Annotated in this window: 15 protein-coding genes; 14 read left to right on the forward strand and 1 reads right to left on the reverse strand. The window is 62.8% G+C overall.

The annotated features are described in order from the left end of the window. The first annotated feature begins 171 nt into the window (after positions 1-171). From ACP8LP_RS04540 to ACP8LP_RS04550, 3 genes are all read left to right on the forward strand, one after another. Positions 172-1,917: a proline--tRNA ligase gene (locus ACP8LP_RS04540; protein ID WP_279186605.1), complete on the forward strand. Its 1,746-nt coding sequence runs from the start codon at positions 172-174 to the stop codon at positions 1,915-1,917. A 162-nt stretch (positions 1,918-2,079) separates the two neighbouring features. Next, positions 2,080-3,831, forward strand: a complete 1,752-nt coding sequence (locus tag ACP8LP_RS04545) for a TIGR03767 family metallophosphoesterase (RefSeq protein WP_279186591.1) — start codon at positions 2,080-2,082, stop codon at positions 3,829-3,831. A gap of 87 nt (positions 3,832-3,918) precedes the next feature. Further along, positions 3,919-4,686 carry a sulfite exporter TauE/SafE family protein gene (locus ACP8LP_RS04550; RefSeq protein ID WP_016665732.1) on the forward strand — a complete coding sequence of 256 codons (768 nt, stop codon included), beginning with the start codon at positions 3,919-3,921 and terminating at the stop codon, positions 4,684-4,686. 31 nt (positions 4,687-4,717) lie between these two features. Here ACP8LP_RS04550 and ACP8LP_RS04555 read toward each other — a convergent pair whose 3' ends face one another. Then, positions 4,718-5,662, reverse strand: coding sequence for a DUF4439 domain-containing protein (locus tag ACP8LP_RS04555; protein WP_252932883.1), 945 nt, complete (start codon positions 5,660-5,662; stop codon positions 4,718-4,720). 144 nt (positions 5,663-5,806) lie between these two features. Here ACP8LP_RS04555 and rimP point away from each other — a divergent pair, with 144 nt between their 5' ends. The 11 genes from rimP (at position 5,807) to ACP8LP_RS04610 (ending at position 18,021) form a co-directional block, all read left to right on the forward strand. Next, positions 5,807-6,343: a ribosome maturation factor RimP gene (gene rimP, locus ACP8LP_RS04560; protein WP_065674222.1), complete on the forward strand. Its 537-nt coding sequence runs from the start codon at positions 5,807-5,809 to the stop codon at positions 6,341-6,343. 1 nt (position 6,344) lies between these two features. Next, on the forward strand, positions 6,345-7,316 hold the full coding sequence (nusA, locus tag ACP8LP_RS04565) for a transcription termination factor NusA (protein WP_252932878.1): 972 nt from the start codon (positions 6,345-6,347) through the stop codon (positions 7,314-7,316). 89 nt (positions 7,317-7,405) lie between these two features. Next, positions 7,406-7,642 (forward strand): YlxR family protein, encoded by a 237-nt coding sequence (locus ACP8LP_RS04570; RefSeq protein WP_252932877.1) that lies wholly within the window; start codon positions 7,406-7,408, stop codon positions 7,640-7,642. 231 nt (positions 7,643-7,873) lie between these two features. Then, positions 7,874-10,774 carry a translation initiation factor IF-2 gene (gene infB, locus ACP8LP_RS04575; RefSeq protein WP_334338785.1) on the forward strand — a complete coding sequence of 967 codons (2,901 nt, stop codon included), beginning with the start codon at positions 7,874-7,876 and terminating at the stop codon, positions 10,772-10,774. A gap of 684 nt (positions 10,775-11,458) precedes the next feature. After that, on the forward strand, positions 11,459-12,241 hold the full coding sequence (locus ACP8LP_RS04580; protein ID WP_417033874.1) for an ABC transporter ATP-binding protein: 783 nt from the start codon (positions 11,459-11,461) through the stop codon (positions 12,239-12,241). Then, a complete protein-coding gene (locus ACP8LP_RS04585; RefSeq protein WP_334338788.1) occupies positions 12,238-13,410 on the forward strand; it encodes a conjugal transfer protein TraL in 1,173 nt (390 codons plus the stop codon). The genes ACP8LP_RS04580 and ACP8LP_RS04585 overlap by 4 nt, the downstream gene beginning before the upstream one ends. Further along, the gene (locus tag ACP8LP_RS04590) at positions 13,407-14,018 is read left to right on the forward strand and encodes a hypothetical protein (protein WP_334338789.1); all 612 of its coding nucleotides are present in this window, start codon (positions 13,407-13,409) and stop codon (positions 14,016-14,018) included. Before ACP8LP_RS04585 ends, ACP8LP_RS04590 begins: the two co-directional genes overlap by 4 nt. An 80-nt stretch (positions 14,019-14,098) precedes the next feature. Then, complete coding sequence (gene rbfA, locus ACP8LP_RS04595) at positions 14,099-14,536, forward strand: 30S ribosome-binding factor RbfA (protein ID WP_270236672.1); 438 nt, start codon at positions 14,099-14,101, stop codon at positions 14,534-14,536. Positions 14,537-14,570: 34 nt separating this feature from the next. After that, entirely contained in the window at positions 14,571-15,467 is an 897-nt protein-coding gene (gene truB, locus ACP8LP_RS04600; protein WP_334338791.1) for a tRNA pseudouridine(55) synthase TruB, read from the forward strand. Between the two features lie 338 nt (positions 15,468-15,805). Beyond that, positions 15,806-17,149: a quaternary amine ABC transporter ATP-binding protein gene (locus tag ACP8LP_RS04605; RefSeq protein ID WP_036975338.1), complete on the forward strand. Its 1,344-nt coding sequence runs from the start codon at positions 15,806-15,808 to the stop codon at positions 17,147-17,149. A gap of 5 nt (positions 17,150-17,154) precedes the next feature. Next, positions 17,155-18,021: an ABC transporter permease gene (locus ACP8LP_RS04610; RefSeq protein ID WP_334338793.1), complete on the forward strand. Its 867-nt coding sequence runs from the start codon at positions 17,155-17,157 to the stop codon at positions 18,019-18,021. Positions 18,022-18,095 lie beyond the last annotated feature (74 nt).

Genomic DNA, 18,095 nt, shown 5'->3' on the forward strand with positions numbered 1-18,095 from the left:
TCCACACGTCGGGTGCGACCTCCTGAGAGTCCGGCTACAGGTAGACAGTGCGTTGGCGAAATCGGCCACCGTCCTTCTTGCCGCTAGGATTCAACGTGGTCGTGGCCGGTCACGTCGAAGGGCGGCGGAGGGTCGAGCGCGGCCGGGAAGGTACACGTCGTGTTGACGCGCATGTCACAGCTCTTCGTCCGAACCCTGCGAGAGGATCCGGCCGACGCCGAGGTCCCCAGCCATCGTTGGCTGGTGCGGGCCGGGTACATCCGTCGGGTTGCTCCCGGCATCTACTCATGGCTGCCACTGGGTCTCCGGGTGATGCGCAAGATCGAGGCCATCTGCCGCGAGGAGATGGCTGGAATTGGAGCTCAGGAGGTGTGCTTCCCCGCACTCCTCGCCTCCGATCCTTACAAGGAGACTGGCCGCTGGGTTGAGTACGGCGACAACCTCTTCCGTCTCAAGGATCGCAAGGGGGTGGAGATGTTGCTGGGCCCGACCCACGAGGAGATGTTCACCCTCATGGTCAAGGACCTGTATTCCTCGTACAAGGACCTGCCACTGTGTCTCTACCAGATCCAGAACAAGTACCGAGACGAGGCTCGTCCGCGCGCTGGCATCCTGCGTGGCCGCGAGTTCGTCATGATGGACGCTTACTCCTTCGACGTCGCCCCGGCGGGTCTCGACGAGGCCTACCAGGCCCAGCGCGACGCCTACATTCGCATCTTCAACCGTCTCGGTCTCGACTATGCCATCGTCAAGGCGATGTCCGGTCCGATGGGTGGTTCCCGCTCCGAGGAGTTCCTGGCTATTGCCGCCAATGGTGAGGACACCTTCGTGCGTTCTCCCGGTGGCTATGCAGCCAATGTCGAGGCGGTTCGGATGACTGCCCCGGACCCGCTGTCGATCGAGGGGCTGCCGGATGCGGAGGTCGTCGACACTCCCGAGGTTCCCACCATCGAGTCCCTGGTCCGTATGGCCAACGAGGTGCGTCCTCGCGAGGATCGTCCTTGGACCGGGGCTGACACCCTCAAGAACGTCGTCTTCATGGTGACCCATCCTGACGGCAAGCGTGAGCCGCTGGCCATCGGTCTGCCAGGGGATCGCGAGGTCGACGAGAAGCGGCTCGAGGCCGCCCTCGAGCCGGCCGTGGCTGAGCCCTTCACGGAAGAGGACTTCGCTGCCAATCCACAGTTGGTCAAGGGGTACATCGGCCCGGGATCCCTGGGCGAGGAGAACTCCTCGAAGGTGCGCTATCTCGTCGATCCCCGTGTCGTCACCGGCACGTCCTGGATCACCGGCGCCGACCAGACGGATCGTCACGTCTTCAACATGGTGGCAGGACGAGACTTCACCCCCGACGGAGTCATCGACGTCGCCGAGATCCGCGAGGGCGATCCCGCTCCCGACGGTAGCGGTGAGCTGCACCTGTCCCGCGGTATCGAGATCGGCCATATCTTCCAGCTCGGCAAGAAGTACGCCGACGCCCTTGGTCTCAAGGTGCTCGACCAGAATGGCAAGCTCGTGACCGTCACCATGGGTTCCTATGGTCTGGGTGTTTCGCGCGCGGTGGCCGCCATCGCCGAGAGCACCTGTGACGACAAGGGTCTGGCCTGGCCTCGCGAGGTCGCTCCCTTCGACGTCCAGGTGCTCGCCACCGGCAAGGGCTCGGAGATCCTCGAGGAGGCGACCAGGATTGCCAGTGAGTTGGCCGAGGCCGGACTCGATGTGCTCCTGGACGACCGTAAGGCGTCCCCGGGCGTGAAATTCGCCGACAGTGAGATCCTCGGTATGCCGACCTCGGTGGTCGTCGGTCGGGGGCTCAAGGACGGGCTCGTTGAAGTTCGCGATCGTGCCACGGGTGAGAATCGTGAGGTCAGTGTGGCCGAGGCCGTATCCGCCGTCCTTGAGGAAGTGCGCGGCTGAGCGCTGATCCGGAGGTGATCGTTTAACCAGCCGACATCCGCACGTGGCTGTATCGTCGTCAACTGTTCTCGAAATCTGGCGCGCAAGTGACCCAATGCCCCTCTGACAATGGGTTTCGTACGTCGGGCCGAACGGCCCCTCGACCTTGCGAAAGGTAAATGGATGCCAGAGGACGAAGACAAATTAACCAGAATTGACGACAACGCGGCCAGGAACACGTTGGGACGACGGAGCTTTCTCGGCGGTATGACCCTGGTTGCTGCGGCAGCGGTGACCGGCACCGCCCCGGCATTGGCTCATGCGTCGAAGCGTCTCCATTCCACGGCCGGGACCACCCTCGAGCAGGTGGGCCTGCGGGATCCGGGCAACGGATACCGCAGACTCAAGGCACAGCGCGGGTACCCGCTCGTTGTGCGCGAGGAACTTGCCAGGGGCAAGAGCGGGCGTGACGACCGACGCCACGGCTTGGCGTCGGTCGTTCAGCTCACTGACCTGCACGTGACCGATGTGCAGTCGCCGATGCGGGTCGAGTTCCTGCACCTGCTAGCTGGCCCGGCCTTTCGCCCGCACGAGGCCTTGGGTCCACTTGCCACGGCCTCCCTGGTGCGTCGCGTCAATTCCCTCCGGGGCGGTCCGGCCACCGGACGGGCTTTCGACGCTCTCGTCAGCACGGGTGACAACACCGACAACCATGAGCACGTCGAACTCGACTGGTACCTCACCTTGTTGGCCGGGGGCACGATCGTCCCGAATACTGGTGCCCGTGATCGCTGGGAGAGTGTGCAAACCTTCGGGGATCCGCTGTTTTACAATCCTGAAGCGCATCACGGCGACATGTACAAACGTGCCGGCTTTCCCCAGGTGGACGGCTACTTCCGTCGCGTCATGGCCCCGGTGTCGTCCGCGGGTGTGAAGATCCCGTGGTACGCGGTGTTCGGAAACCACGACGACTCAGTCCAAGGCACGCTGCCTGCTGATTGGGAGTTTCTGAAGGCGATGTACACCAGCGATCGAAAGATCACCGGTTTCGCCAGTGACAGGGACGCCAAGGCGTACGTTCAGGCTGCCCAAGGCGGCGGACCGATCGCGCTGTCCAATGATGCCGTCTCGCTGACTCGGCGGGTCACCGCGGATGAGCGGCGCGTGCCCTTCACTCCTTTTGAGTTCATCAAGGCTCACTTGCGTGAGGATGTTGATGGTGCAGGTCCGCATGGTCACGGTTTCAGCGAAAATGACCTCAACGCGGTACGCGGTTATTACACCTTCCCGATCGCAGAAGGCGTGACCGGTATCAGCCTGGACTCCACCAACCGGGCCGGCTACACCAATGGTTCCATCGACGACCGTCAGTGGAAGTGGTTGAAGTCCGTGCTGCGTGCCGGTAGCAGCGTGTACTACGACGATCTGGGTGTGCGGCAGCATCACGAGGCCAGCGACACCATGTTCGTCCTTTTCAGCCACCATGACTCGAAGACGATGAACAACCCCGTCCTCCCCGGTGACGGCACTGGTATTCGTCATCTCGGCCCTGAACTGGTGTCCCTGCTCTCGCACTACCCGAATGTGGTCGCGTGGGTCAACGGTCATGTGCATGCCAACAACATCACCGCTCACCGGCACGCTCTCGACGCCCGCCGTAGCTGGTGGGAGATCAACACGGCGTCGCACGTCGACTTTCCCCAGATGGCCCGTGTTATCGAGCTTGCTGACAATCACGACGGTACCGTGAGCATCTTCACGACCTTAATCGAGTCCAATGCCCCTTATCAGGCCGACTACGACACCACGGACCCGGATGGTCTGGCCAGTCTGTACCGAGAGTTCGGGGCAAACGACATCCATACGATGGCACGTAGGCTTGGTACATCGGTCGATCACAACACGGAGTTGCTACTGGCACATCCGTGGGCCTGAGGCACCTCCAGACCGAGAAGATGTCGGGCCCCGCCCTTTTCAGGAGGCGGGGCCCCTAAGTGTTGGTGTCATACGGAAGGTTGACACGTGACGTCGTGGGTCTTTGCTGGTCTTGTCCTCGCCGCCTTCATGGCAGGGTGGGTCAACGCCGTCGTGGGTGGGGGCGGACTCATCATGCTGCCGTCCTTGTTGGTTGGTTTGCCGACCGAGACGCCGGTGGCGACGATCGTCGGGACGAATAAGACGGCCCAAGTCGTCGGGAACCTCACCGCTGGAGTGGGGTACTTGCGCAAGCAGCGCCCGGACTGGCGGATGTTCCTCTCAGCGGCCGGCATGGCCGTCATCGGCGCGGTGATCGGTGCTCGGATCGTCACTTACATGTCCCGAGCGGTCTACACTCCTATCCTGCTCATCGTCCTCGTGGTCATAGGGATTTACACCTGGAGACGACCAGCCCTGGGCGTGGGCTCGCACGGAGAGGGCGGGAAACACCCCGTTCTGGTTCCGATCATCGGCCTCTTCCTGGGGTGTTACGACGGAGCCATCGGACCGGGGGTCGGGACTTTCTGGGTACTCACCTATGTCGCCGTGGGCGGTTATTCCTTCCTCAAGGCCTCCGGGATGGCCAAGATCTGCAACACGGTGACGAACCTCGTCACGATCACGACGCTGGCCATTCACGGTCATGTCTGGTGGCACGTCGCCTGGCCGCTCGTCATCGCCAACGTCGTTGGTGGATTCATCGGAGCTCGGACCGCTATGAAACATGGCAATGGTTTCGTCCGGACGATGTTCCTCATCATCACCAGCGTGCTGGCAGTACGGATGCTGGTTCAGTTGATCTGGGGAATCTGAGTCGTGTTGCCGCCGGGGCGCGGCTTCCTGCTCACACCCAGCCGGGCCAGGTCGTCACCCCAGTGCCCAGATGGGCGAGGACCTCAGTCTGGCTGGCCATCGCAGCGACGGCGTGCGGACGTGCTGGCGCCGGGCTCGCGGCTGTCACTCGACCCCAGCCAGACAGCACATTGTCTTCCAGGTCGGACCACAGTGAACGGGTCGCTGCCGCATTGACAGGGGTCGTCGGCATGGGGTAGCCAGGCAGATCAGGGGTCGGGGTGGCAGAGGCCTCGCGGATTCCCTGGCGGACCTCGGCGCGCTGGGCGATGACCCGGTCGCGTCGCCGCCATCCCCAGGCGCGAAGCGGGTCGCCCTCGGCAAGGCGACCAATGCCCCATTCCAGGCCTGCCACGAGGGCATTGAGATGGGTCAGGAGCGCCTGCTGGGCATTGACGAGAGGTTCCTGTCCGACGGAGACCGGGACAACCTTGGGCGTGGGACGTGGAGCGGGGGCGTCGGGGTCGAAAGCTGAGCAGAACACCGAGAGACTGGCCCACACCAGGGATTCCGAGGGGTCACCTGCGGCTCGGCAATTCGACAGATATTGGGTAGCGGCAGCCTTTTCGTGACGCTGCAGCAAGGCAACTGGCGATCCCTGTCCGGCGGTCAACGGTGAAGGTGAGACCGAGGGGGATGGAGAGCCCGTGTTTCCGGAGAAGGGGTCAGTCTGGCTCAGCACCTGACAATGCCGATGATGGGCAGCAGCGACGCGCTGGTACATCACCCTCCGGCCGCCACCGACGGTACTCGCGGCTTTCGTCGCCAACTGCGCCAGAAGGGCTTCCTGGGACACGGCATCGCGACGTTGTGGGGCTGCGCTGGCAATGGTTGAGCGCACCGGGGTCGTTCTCTTGCCGGACTCATGATCGCAACCTGCCAGCCCGATGGCGACGAGACTGGCTCCACTGGCAAGAAGGGTTCTCCGAGCGATCATGTGCTCACCCTATCGATACTGAAGCTGTACCTCCGACCTGACGCCGGGGATCACCCAGGCGGGGAGGCGATGATGTCCAGGTGACAGGACTGAGCGGCTAGACTCGGTGCGGACAATTTGCAACGACAACAGGATGAGACACAGATGAATGCAGAGAGGCTCACCAGCCTGCTGGAACCGGTCGTGTCCCAGCTCGGGCTCGAACTCGATCGCGTCGAGGCCGTGCCTGCCGGACGACGTCGCCTGGTACGAGTGACGGTCGACGGGGATGGCCCTGACGGCCACGGACCCAGCCTTGACGAGATCTCCGAGGCCACTGCCGAGATTTCCCGCTGCCTCGATGATGCCGATGCCATGGGGGAGTCGCCGTACACCCTCGAGGTGTCTTCGCGTGGTGTCTCCACTCCGTTGACCCAGCCACGTCACTACCGACGCAACGTCGGACGCTTGGTGCGGTTCACCCTCAACCCAGCCGAGGGGCAGAAATCCGGGGAGACCTTCGACGGCCGCATCATCGCGGCCACGGAGGAGAAGGTCACCCTCGAGGTCGAGGCAGAGAACTCGAAGCCTCACAAGCCCCTGTACACCACCCGCGAGGTCCAGCTGGCTGACGTGGCGAAGGCCATCGTGCAGGTGGAGCTCAATCGTCGCGACGCACAGGCGTCGGAGGAGGAGAACTGAGATGGACATCGACCTGTCGACCCTGCGCATGATTGAGCGGGACAAGGACATCCCGCTCGATTACCTGCTGACGACTTTGGAGGATGCTCTCCTCAACGCCTACGACAAGACGGATGCTCCCGTGAAGGGGGCCAAGGTCCAGCTCGACCGCAAGACCGGGAATGTCGCCGTCATGATCCCGGAGAAGGACGAGGAGGGGGAGATCGTCGGCTGGTACGACGGCACCCCCGATGACTTCGGGCGCGTGGCTGCCTCGACGGCTCGCCAGGTGATCTTCCAGCGTCTGCGCGAGGCCGAGGATGAGCAGAAGTACGGCCATTTCGCGGCGGTCGAGGGTGACGTCATCACTGGCGTGGTCCAGCAGTCCTACCGCGACACCCGCACGGTTCGCGTCGACCTGGGTGCCCTCGAGGGCATCATGCCCCCGGCTGAGCAGGTTCCAGGGGAGGACTACTCGCATGGCCGTCGTATTCGTGTCTACGTCGTGGCAGTGCGCAAGGAGGTCCGTGGCCCGCAGGTGATCGTCTCACGCACCCACCCGAACCTGGTGCGCAAGCTCTTCGCCATGGAGGTGCCGGAGATCGAACAGGGTGTCGTCGAGATCAAGGCCCTGGCTCGTGAGGCCGGTCACCGCTCCAAGATCGCCGTCGTTTCGCACAATCCTGACGTCTCGGCCAAGGGTGCCTGCATCGGACCGATGGGTCAGCGAGTGCGCGCCGTCATGCATGAGTTGGGCGAGGAGAAGATCGACATCATCGACTGGTCGGAGGATCCCGCCGAGTTCGTGGGCGCGGCTCTTTCGCCTGCCAAGGTGGCGTTGGTGACGGTCATCGATCCCAAGGCCAAGGCTGCCAGGGCCATCGTCCCGGACTACCAGCTCTCCCTGGCCATTGGACGTGAAGGTCAGAATGCCCGTCTGGCAGCTCGCCTCACGGGATGGCGTATTGACATCCGTCCTGACAACCAGGTCTGAGACCGCTTGAAGTAGCCGACGACGCCCGACCTTCCCCGTGAAGGTTGGGTGTCGTGCTTTTGTTTCTCCATCTGGCCTAGGGTTGACGGGTGACCAGACGACCCCAACGCACCTGCGTCGGATGCCGACGCGTCGACGATCTAGCCCACATGAGGCGTTATGTGCTGATTGACGGGGTCGTCGTGGCAGACCTGACTGGCAGTGCAGTTGGAAGGGGAGCTCACGTCCATCCTGACGATGAGTGCTGGAAGCGCGCCGTGTCCGGGGGATTCGCGCGATCCTTTCGTCGGCGGGTGACCGTCGACGAGATTGATGGGGGCAAGTGACCAACGCGGTGAATTGGGCTCAACAGGACAGTTTCGGTAAAGTTGTTCCTGCATGTCCGCCGGGAGGTCCGGCGGCCTCACCGAATCGTGTCCCTGGACGGTCGGTCATTCTGGCTCGAAGGGACTGAATAGGAAGTGGGCACAAGCTCATGAACACTCGATGAGTTCGCACCAATGAGGATTCACAACAACTAGGCCCAGGTCCACCGCGGCCGGGCCCGAAGGAGAGTAGTGGCCAAGGTCCGCGTCTATGAGCTCGCGAAGGAGCTCGGACTGTCAAGCAAGCAGCTTCTGGGGAAGCTCAACGACATGGGCGAGTTCGTCCGTTCGGCTTCCTCAACCATTGAGGCACCAGTTGTGCGGCGACTGCGTGACCAGATCGGTTCGGCTGAACCGACTGGCGATGCCAAGCCCGCGAAGCCTGCGGCTCGCAAGTCGCAGGCAGCATCCAAGGGGAAGTCCAAGGAGACTCCGTCGGCCAAGCCGACTCCCGGTCCCAAGCCGGGCCCCGCGCCGAAGCCGGCGCCTGGTCCCCGTCCCGGTTCTAGCGGAGGCCCGAAGCCTGGGCGCAGCTCTGCAGCTCGCACCAGTGCGACTCCGCGTCCGGGTCTCATGAAGTCTTCCGGTGGCTCCAAGAAGCAGGAGACCCCGGCACCGAAGAGCGACGCCAAGCCGGCTCCCAAGCCTGGTCAGAACGCCGCCAAGCCCCATGCACCGACCCCCGGCCCCAAGCCTGGTGGGTCGGCCAAGCCTGCCACCCCGAAGCCGGGTGCCCGTCCGGGCCCGCGCCCGGGGGGATCCGGCGGGCTGCCGTCGGGTGCTCGCCCCGGTCCGCGTCCGGGTGCTGGTCGTCGTACCGGAACCCCGCGTCCCGGGAACAACCCGTTCGCCTCCAGCCAGGGAATGGGCCAGTCCCGTCATCGCCCTGAGGGCGGACGGCGCTCCGGTGGAGCTCCTCGTCCAGGTCAGGGTGAGCGTATGCCGCGTCCGGGCGGCAGCCAGGGATCGCGTGGCGGTTCCGGTATGCCTCGTCCGAACCCGGCCATGATGCCGAAGCACCAGTCCTCTCAGATTGGTCAGGCAAGTACTGGTCGTGGTGGACGCGGCGGTGGCCGGGGCCGTGGTGGATTCCGTGGCGGCGGTTTCGGCGGTGGCTTTGGCGGAGGATCTCGCGGTCCTGTCGGCGGTGGTCGCGGTGGTCGCGGTGGTCGCGGCACCCAGGGTGCCTTTGGCCGTGGTGGTTCCCGTCGTGGTCGCAAGTCCCGCAAGCAGCGCAGGCAAGAGTTCGACGAGATGCAGGCACCGCTGGTCGGCGGTGTGCGCGTCCGCAAGGGCAATGGTGAGACCATCCGACTGCGTCGTGGTGCCTCGCTGACCGATCTCGCCGAGAAGGTCAATGCCGAGCCGGCGCAGCTCGTGCAGGTGCTGTTCAACCTTGGCGAGATGGTGACTGCCACCCAGTCGGTGTCCGACGACACCCTGGAGATCCTGGGCGGCGAGCTCAACTATGACATTCAGGTCGTGTCCCCGGAGGACGAGGATCGCGAGCTGCTGGAGTCCTTCGACCTCGAGTTCGGCGAGAACGAGGGCGATGAGGAGGATCTCGTCGCACGTCCACCGGTCGTCACCGTCATGGGCCACGTCGACCACGGCAAGACGAAGCTGCTGGATGCCCTGCGTCACACTCATGTGGTGGAGGGCGAGGCCGGTGGCATCACCCAGGCCATCGGTGCTTACCAGGTCGAAACCGAGGTCGACGACGTCGAGCGCGCCATCACCTTCATCGACACCCCGGGTCACGAGGCCTTCACGGCCATGCGTGCTCGTGGCGCCAAGTCCACCGACATCGCGGTGCTGGTTGTCGCTGCTGATGACGGCGTCATGCCGCAGACCGTCGAGGCGTTGAACCACGCCAAAGCTGCCGATGTGCCGATCGTCGTGGCCGTCAACAAGATCGACAAGCCGGAATCCGATCCGGACAAGGTGCGCGGACAGCTCACCGAGTACGGTCTGATTCCTGAGGAGTACGGCGGTGACACGATGTTCGTCAACGTCTCCGCTCGTACCCACGAGGGTCTTGACGACCTCCTCGAGGCCATCGTCCTGACCGCTGACGCGGCGCTGGACCTGCGTGCCAACCCGGACATGGCTGCTCAGGGCGTTGCCATCGAGGCCCACCTTGACAAGGGTCGTGGCCCGGTGGCCACCGCCCTCATCCAGCGTGGAACCCTGCACATCGGCGATTCCATCGTCGCCGGGTCTGCCTACGGACGTGTGCGCGCCATGATCAATGATCAGGGTGAGAGCGTCGACGAGGCTGCGCCGGCCGCCCCGGTGCAGGTGCTCGGCCTCACCTCGGTGCCGGGCGCCGGCGATAACTTCCTGGTCGTCGACGATGACCGGATGGCTCGCCAGATCGCCGAGAAGCGCGAGGCCCGGATGCGTGCTGCCCAGCAGGCCAAGTCGTCGCGTCGCAAGACCCTCGATCAGCTGTTTGAGCAGCTCGAGAAGGGCGAGACCGAGGAGCTGCTGCTCATCCTCAAGGGTGACGGCGCCGGCTCGGTCGAGGCCTTGGAGGACGCCCTGGCCAAGATCGACGTGGGCGACGAGGTCGACCTGCGCGTCATCGACCGTGGTGTCGGTGCCATCACCGAGACCAACGTCTCGCTGGCTGCCGCCTCCAACGCCGTCATCGTGGGCTTCAACGTTCGCCCGACCGCTCATGCCCAGCGCATGGCCGACGAGGAGAACGTCGACATCCGGTACTACTCGGTCATCTATGACGCCATCGACGAGATCGAGGCCGCCTTGCGAGGCATGCTCAAGCCGATCTACGAGGAGAAGGCAATGGGCACCGCGGAGATCCGTCAGATCTTCCGCTCCTCGAAGGTTGGAACGATTGCGGGCTGCATGATCACCGACGGCATCATCCGTCGTCATGCCAAGGCCCGTCTCGTCCGCGACGGCGTGGTGATCCAGGAGACCGAGATCAACACGCTGCAGCGCGAGAAGGATGCCGTCACCGAGGTGCGCGAGGGTTACGAGTGTGGTCTGACTCTGACCAACTACTCCGACATTCGTGTCGGCGACGAGGTCCAGTGCTACGAGATGGTGGAGAAGCCTCGCGACTGAGCTTGGTCACTGTCCTGAACGGGGCGTCCACGTGGAAGTGTGGTCGCCCCGTTCGTGTGTTCCCCGATTGCTCGACCTGTTGTCACCCGAATATATTATTATTCCCTGCTCGTCCAGTAAGAGAGCAGTGTTGCTCGCTTGCTCAATGGTTTGGACAAATAGTTGATGAAGGCACAAGAAGATTCGCACTGTACTTTTGTTGATATCCGCGGTGTCTATTTTTGCTTGTGTTCTGCCCGCCAAGACTTGCAGACACTGTCAGGGCGACTCCTATGACAACGTGGAGAGTCTGTCTATCACGGGAGGATCGGCGAAAGCACCAGGAAAAACCCGAGGATATAAGCAAGCCCTCATGTCATCGGGTGGCATCTGGCATTCGAAGGCTGAATACATCTTCAGTGTCTCAAGACACAAGAAATCCGACAGGGGGCGGTTACGGCAAAGTTGACGCATCCGTCCTTTATGACAAATGCCAGCCCATGTGGGGTGGAAACTGTATTCCACAAGTCGTAGGGGCGGGGCATCAGGCAGCACCGGTCGTTTGCTTGACGGAATATCCAAGGTATATATTGCGGATTCTACGATCGATGTTGTTCGTGATGAAAGAGGCGGTTGGCAATGTTCTTCCAAGATGTGTCCCGACCGAGTGCCTCGACCTGATCCGTGTAGCGATGGGTTGAATTGATGAGTGCTGACACGATTGAACTTGACCAGGTGGTCGTCCGATACCGGTCCGGGTGGCAACTGGGGCCGGTGTCGGCGACCTTTCCGGTGGGGGTGAGTGCCCTTGTCGGCCCCAATGGTTCGGGTAAGACGACGATGCTTGCTGTGCTCACCGGAATCAAACGACCGAGGGCCGGGACGCTACGTCGTGACGGGCAACCCGTGAGGAGACGACGGGAGGGCTCTGGGTACCGGGCCCACATCGGGTACGTTCCGCAGGAATGCACCTGGTCACCGTCGTGGCCGGTCGAAGACTTTCTCGCCTTCTGTGCGCGCATGTATCGAGTACCGTCCACGCAGGTCAGGCACAGGTGCCAAGGCGTCATGTCCGATCTGAACGTCGGTCAATTCGCCCACCAGCCCATCGGTACTCTGTCGGGCGGTCAAAAGCGTCGGGTCTTCCTCGCGGCGGCACTGGTTCACGACCCCGAGGTGCTCATTCTTGATGAGCCGACCGTGGGCCTGGATCCGGGGGAGCGGATCTCGTTTCGCCGCCACGTCGTCGAGCAGGCGGCCTCACGGGTCGTCGTGCTGTCCACCCATCTCATGGATGACGTCGCCTTGTCCGCAGACCAAGTGCATCTGGTCGATGGGGGGCACATTACCTGGAGCGGCACGCTGCCCGAATTGATGGCTGCAGCAGGAGAATCTGATTCACAGGACCACGTGTCAGTGGCTGAGCAAGGCTACCTGCACCTGATGCAAGGTCGCGCAGAATCCGAGCTCCTTGAGGGGGACCGATGAAAGCCTGTCTTCGGCAGGCCGTCTGGTCTGGGCTGGGGCTTGCCGTGTTGTGGGTCGCCACGAGCGTTGGCCTGATGCACATGTATCCCCGCGTGTGGAAGTCCTTCGCCTTGACGACGGGGAGTGTCTCGGTGGACACGGTCATCCTGTCTCCAGTGTGCTGCGGAGTCGGGGTGGCGTACGGCGCCCGTCTTCGCCGCGCCGGGGTCACGCGTACATCCCGAGCCTGGCCGCGCAGCGCCACCGCCGCCATCGTCACCACCTGGCTGGTGGGTGTCGGAGCCGTTCTGCTCCTGGCTGTGGGGGTAACGACGGCAATCCTCGCATTGGTGGCTTCTGGTGACGCCGATCCGCGACTCGTGATGGGTTCGGTCCTCACCGCCATGGCCGCCACGGCATTCCTGGCCTTGGGGGCCGTCCTTGGAGTGGCGGCTGGTTCCTATCTGCTCGCCGCTGTCGCTGCCATCGCGGTTTACTTGGTGGCGGGGGCCGTTCCTGAGGTCTATGACCTGCTCATTGGATGGTCTGGTCCTGCGGCCATCGACGGCGCCCCTTCGCATCTCACCTGGCACGCCATCGCGTTGTGGGCTGGACTCGATTGTGCCGTCATCGTCGTCTCCTTGGTGCTCGTGGCCGTGATCACGACACCCGGTGGTGGGCCTTGGTGGCGGTGGCTCACGGCGACGATTCTGGTGGCAGTGGTCATCGTTGACGCCGCAGCGACGATTCGGTTGGAGGAGGTGTGGGAATCCACGGATGATTGGCGGTGTCGTGAGGTCGGCAAGCACGGATCCATGGCATGCGTCTCCGGTGACATGTCCTGGCGGCTGGAGGAATACGCAACGGCTATGGGCCGCGTCGATGACCTGTTGATGGCCAGCGGGGTCCAAAGACGCATTGTCTACGCTCCCGAGGGAGGGCCAGGGAAGGCCGGTTACCTGCCGGTGCGGACGCACGTGTCGACCTCCTCCACAGCGAGAGAATGGGCCGGGGATCTCAACGCACCCCTGCTGGGTGACAACCTGTTGGGAGTCGAGGATTCCACGTCCTCACAGTGTGACGGGACGGTCGAAATCCTTGACGACGCACTGGTGTCGGTCATGGACGGTCAACCCCTCGCCCCGGACTCGCTGCGATCCATGGTGGCACAGGTGAGGGCTTGTCCATGACGGGTCGGCTCTCCTGCTTCGGATGGTTCCTGCGCAGCCGCGGTCTGGTGGCCGTAGTGGCCTATCTGACGGTGGGAATGGTCTGTGCCCATCACCTTGGCGGCGACCTCGTCACCGTCCCGTTTGCCGGCAGCAGGTCGGTTGATGTGGGGCTGGGGCCTTCGAGCCTGAGTGGAATCCTCGCCTCCGTATTGTTCTCCTCCCCGGACCCACAACGGGAACAGGCCTTCCCCGACCGTCCCATTCGCACCATGAGAGTGGTCTGGGCCGTCATCGTGCTCGTCTGGCCAGTGGCATGGGCTGTCCTGTTCAACGGTGACCAAGCTATTTCTCAGTGGTGGGTGCTGTGGTTTGCGCGCAACCATGTCCTGCTGGTGGGACTGGCGATGGTCGCCAGCGTCGTGCTGTCGGTGGCCTGGGCGTGGCTGCCGGGAACGATCTTCGTCCTGTCGTGCTGGATCCTGGGTACCAAGGATTCCGCGGCGACTCCCTACTGGTGGGCGCTGCTGAACCAGAGCCCTCTGGACCCCCTGAGTCTGGCAGTCTCAGCCGTGCTGGTCGTCGTCGGGATGGTGCTGCAGTGGCGTACCCCCGGACCCCCGCGTTGACACTGGCTGTCGCGTGCGTCGGTGGGGACGGTGTGCAAAAATGGTTGATCCGCTCAGGACACCGATGGCGAGGAGAGATCATGAACACACCGAATCCGCGTGTCGCCAAGTTAGCCGATCAGATCCGAGTCGTGGTGGCCGAGACCCTTGAGCGTCGTGTCAAGGATCCCCGCCTGGGCTTCGTGACGATCACCGATGTGCGTCTGACCGGGGACTCCCGTGACGCCACTTTGTTCTGGACCGCGATGGGTACCGACAAGGAGATCGCCGGAACGGAAGCGGCACTTGAGTCGGCGAAGGGGATGCTGCGTTCCACCGTCGGCAAGAGACTCAAGCTGCGCTACGCCCCGACCCTGACCTTCGTGCGTGATGCCACTCCTGAGACCGCCAAGTCGATCGAGGACGCCTTGGCACGAGCTGCCGCTTCTGATGCCGAGATCGCTCGACGCTCCCAAGGTGCCATGCCTGCCGGTGAGGCTGATCCCTACCGTCATAGCGACGAGGACGAGGCCGAGTGACGATCATGGCGTCGGCATGTTTCGGGGTTGGCCAATGAAGGCCAATCCCGACGTCCCCTCTGGCGTCCTCGTCGTCGACAAGCCCTCCGGAGTGACCTCCCACCAGGTCGTCGGGCGGGTGCGTCGCCTCATGGGCACCCGCAAGGTTGGCCATGCCGGAACCCTGGACCCGATGGCCACCGGAGTTCTGATCATCGGGATCAATCGCGCCACCCGACTCCTCGGCCATCTGTCCCTGCACGACAAGGACTACACCGCCACGGTGAGGCTGGGAGTGAGTACCGTCACCGACGATGCCGAGGGGGATGCCACCGGCATCACCGACGCATCCGGGATCGATGATGAGGCCATCATTGCCGCGATGGCACGCCAAACCGGTGAGATCCAGCAGGTTCCCACCGCCGTCAGCGCAATCAAGATCAACGGTCAGCGCGCTTACGCCAAGGTGCGTGCCGGGGAAGACGTTGTCCTGAAGCCACGCGGGGTGACCGTCTCCCGATTCGAGGCCACTGAGATACGACGCCATGAGGAGGTGATCGACGTTGGCGTCGAGGTCACCTGTTCTTCCGGCACCTATGTGAGGGCCCTGGCCCGTGACGTGGGTGCCGATCTTGGAGTGGGGGGTCACCTCACTGCATTGCGGCGAACCCGGATCGGACCTTTCGACCTCACCGCGGCTTGCCCTGACATCTTTGCCGATGATGCGGTCGCCCCGACCCCGATGACGATGGCTGAGGCTGCCGAGCTGAGCTTCCCCGTCGTCGAGGTCACTGATGACCAGGAAGCTGCCATTCGGGTCGGACGACGTCTGGATCTGACCGTTCCCGCTGACGTGACTGCGATGGTCGCCCGAACCGGAGAGATGCTGGCCCTTTATCGGCCAGATGGCGAGAAAGAAGAACGGAGTCGCGCAATCTGCGTGCTGGTTTGACCACAGCACAGTCACAGGTGCGTGTGAGCCTGTCAGGATGCGGTCAGACTGACACTATCATGTGGCGTGACATATCCCACATGAGTTTGAATTATTTGGTGTTCATGCTGCTGAAGCAGCATATTACCAAGTATTCATTGAAATTAATTTAGTCGCGGTGATAATACCTTCTGGTTGCAGTTGTAAATATGACGTGATAACTTCAAATAGCTATTTTGTGCTGGGGGAGACGTGATTTTTAGGCGGCTCACGGCACCGTGACGCGAAGTCGTGGTGTCCTCGTGATCCGCATGAGTTGTTTTCAACTAGCCCTTTTGACTCCATCGCCCATGTGAAAGGTGCCGTACGACGTGGATTTGGTTCGAGCATCCCATCTGTACAAGGTTTTCGGTAAACACGAACGAGAAGTGATCGAAAGACTCAAAGCAGGGGAGTCTCGAGAAGATCTTGCCTCTCTCGGTACGGCGGCTGTCATCGACGTCAGCTTGGAGGTCGCCAAGGGAGAGACTTTCGTCGTCATGGGCCTCTCAGGGTCCGGAAAGTCCACCCTCATCCGGATGATCAACGGGTTGTGGGCGCCCTCCGAGGGTACCGTCGAGGTGGCCGGAAAAGTTGTCTCTGACATGAACGACTCCCAATTGCGGGAGCTTCGTCGCGACCATGTGTCGATGGTGTTCCAGCATTTCGCCCTTCTTCCTCACCTGACTGTTCGCGAGAACGCGGCCTACGGGCTGAAGTTGCAGGGCAAGCTCAAGCCGAAGGACCGTTTGGAGAAAGCCAACGAGTGGCTGCACACCGTGGGGCTCAAGGGATGGGGAGACAAGTATCCCCACCAGCTGTCCGGCGGTATGCAGCAGCGCGTCGGTTTGGCTCGGGCTCTCGCTGCGGAGACTGACATCCTGCTCATGGACGAGGCCTTCTCCGCTCTTGACCCACTCATCCGTCGTGAGATGCAGGACCAGCTCCTCGAGCTGCAAAGCACCCTCAATAAGACGATCATCTTCATCACCCACGACCTCAACGAGGCCATGTACCTCGGCGATCACATCGCGGTCATGCGCAATGGTCGTGTCGCCCAGATCGGCACCTCTGACGAGATCCTCACCCAACCGGCCGACGACTACGTCGCTGACTTCGTCCAGGATGTCGACCGCAGCCGAGTGCTCACGGCATCGGCGGTCATGCGCCCGACAGAGGCCATCGTCTCCAAGTCGGCAGATCCTCGCCAGGTCCAGCGCATCATGGACCAACACGACTGGGCGGGCGTCTTCGTCGTTGACGAGCACCGCCGTCTGCTCGGCATGGTCGGGGACCAAGAGGTCATCGAGGCTGCTCGTCGTGGCGATCGCAGCATTGCTGGAGTCGTCGAGACCGGCGGCATCCTCACTGTTCGCACGGACACCCCATTGTCCGATCTTTTCGCCCCGTCCAAGGACGCACGAGTGCCCCTGGCCGTCGTCGACGAGGACTTCCACCTCATGGGAGTCATTTCCCGAGTCGCTCTGCTCGACTCCATGTCGAGGTCCCAGGACAAGGTGTCCGAGGGATCCGTGATGTCCCTGGAGGACACCGGGAAGCTACCTGTCATCAAGGGCGTCGGAGACCCCGTTGGTCTTCCACCAGCTGACCAGACGATGACCGCGACGGTTGCGTCCACTCCGACCATCGAGAAGGAGGCCTGATCGAGATGGGCTTCAATTTCGTCAACCCCCGTATTCCGTTGGGAAGCTGGATCGAGACCTTCTTCGACTGGTTCCAGCACGCCTTTGACTGGCTCATCACCTTCACCAACGTCGTCATCGGCGGTATGTACGACGGGCTCAACCTCGTCCTGTCCAAGCCGCTGTATCTGGTCATGCTGGTCGTCTTCGCCGCCATCGGCTGGGCCTGTGCGAACTGGAAGGTGGCAGTGTTCGCCCTCATTGGGTTCTACCTGGTCCGGGCCATGGATCAGTGGAGCAACACCATGCAAACCTTGTCCCTGGTCGTGGTAGCCGTGATTCTGGCCCTCATCCTGGCGATCCCGTTGGGTATCTGGGCTGCCAAGTCGAAGAGATTCTCGGCCATCATCAAGCCGATTCTCGACTTCATGCAGACGATGCCGTCGCTGGCGTACCTGGTCCCGGTCATCGTCCTCTTCGGAATCGGCCAAGTTCCCGGTGCCATCGCGACGATCATCTTCGCCCTGCCGCCTGGTGTGCGCTTCACCGAGTTGGGTATTCGCGGCGTCGACACCGAGACGGTGGAGGCCGGCGCAGCCTTCGGTGCCAGTCCGCGTCACATCCTGTGGCGTATCCAGATGCCGTTGGCCATGCCGACGGTGATGGCCGGCGTCAACCAGGTCATCATGCTGGCCCTGTCCATGGTCGTGCTGTCGGGCATGGTTGGTGCCGGTGGTCTTGGCGGTGACGTCGTCGCAGCCCTGTCCCAGGTCGACATCGGTCTGGGCATGGAGGCTGGACTGGCAGTGGTGATCGTGGCCGTCTACCTGGACCGCATCACCAATGGACTGGCCAATCGCACCTCGCTCGCCCGGGCACAGCGCGCCAACTGATCACAACAGGGCAGCTGAACCCAATAGGACGACTGAGTCCCATGCAGAACATGAACACGAGGTAACAATGAGGA

Source organism: Cutibacterium sp. LaCa_89, assembly GCF_058177555.1.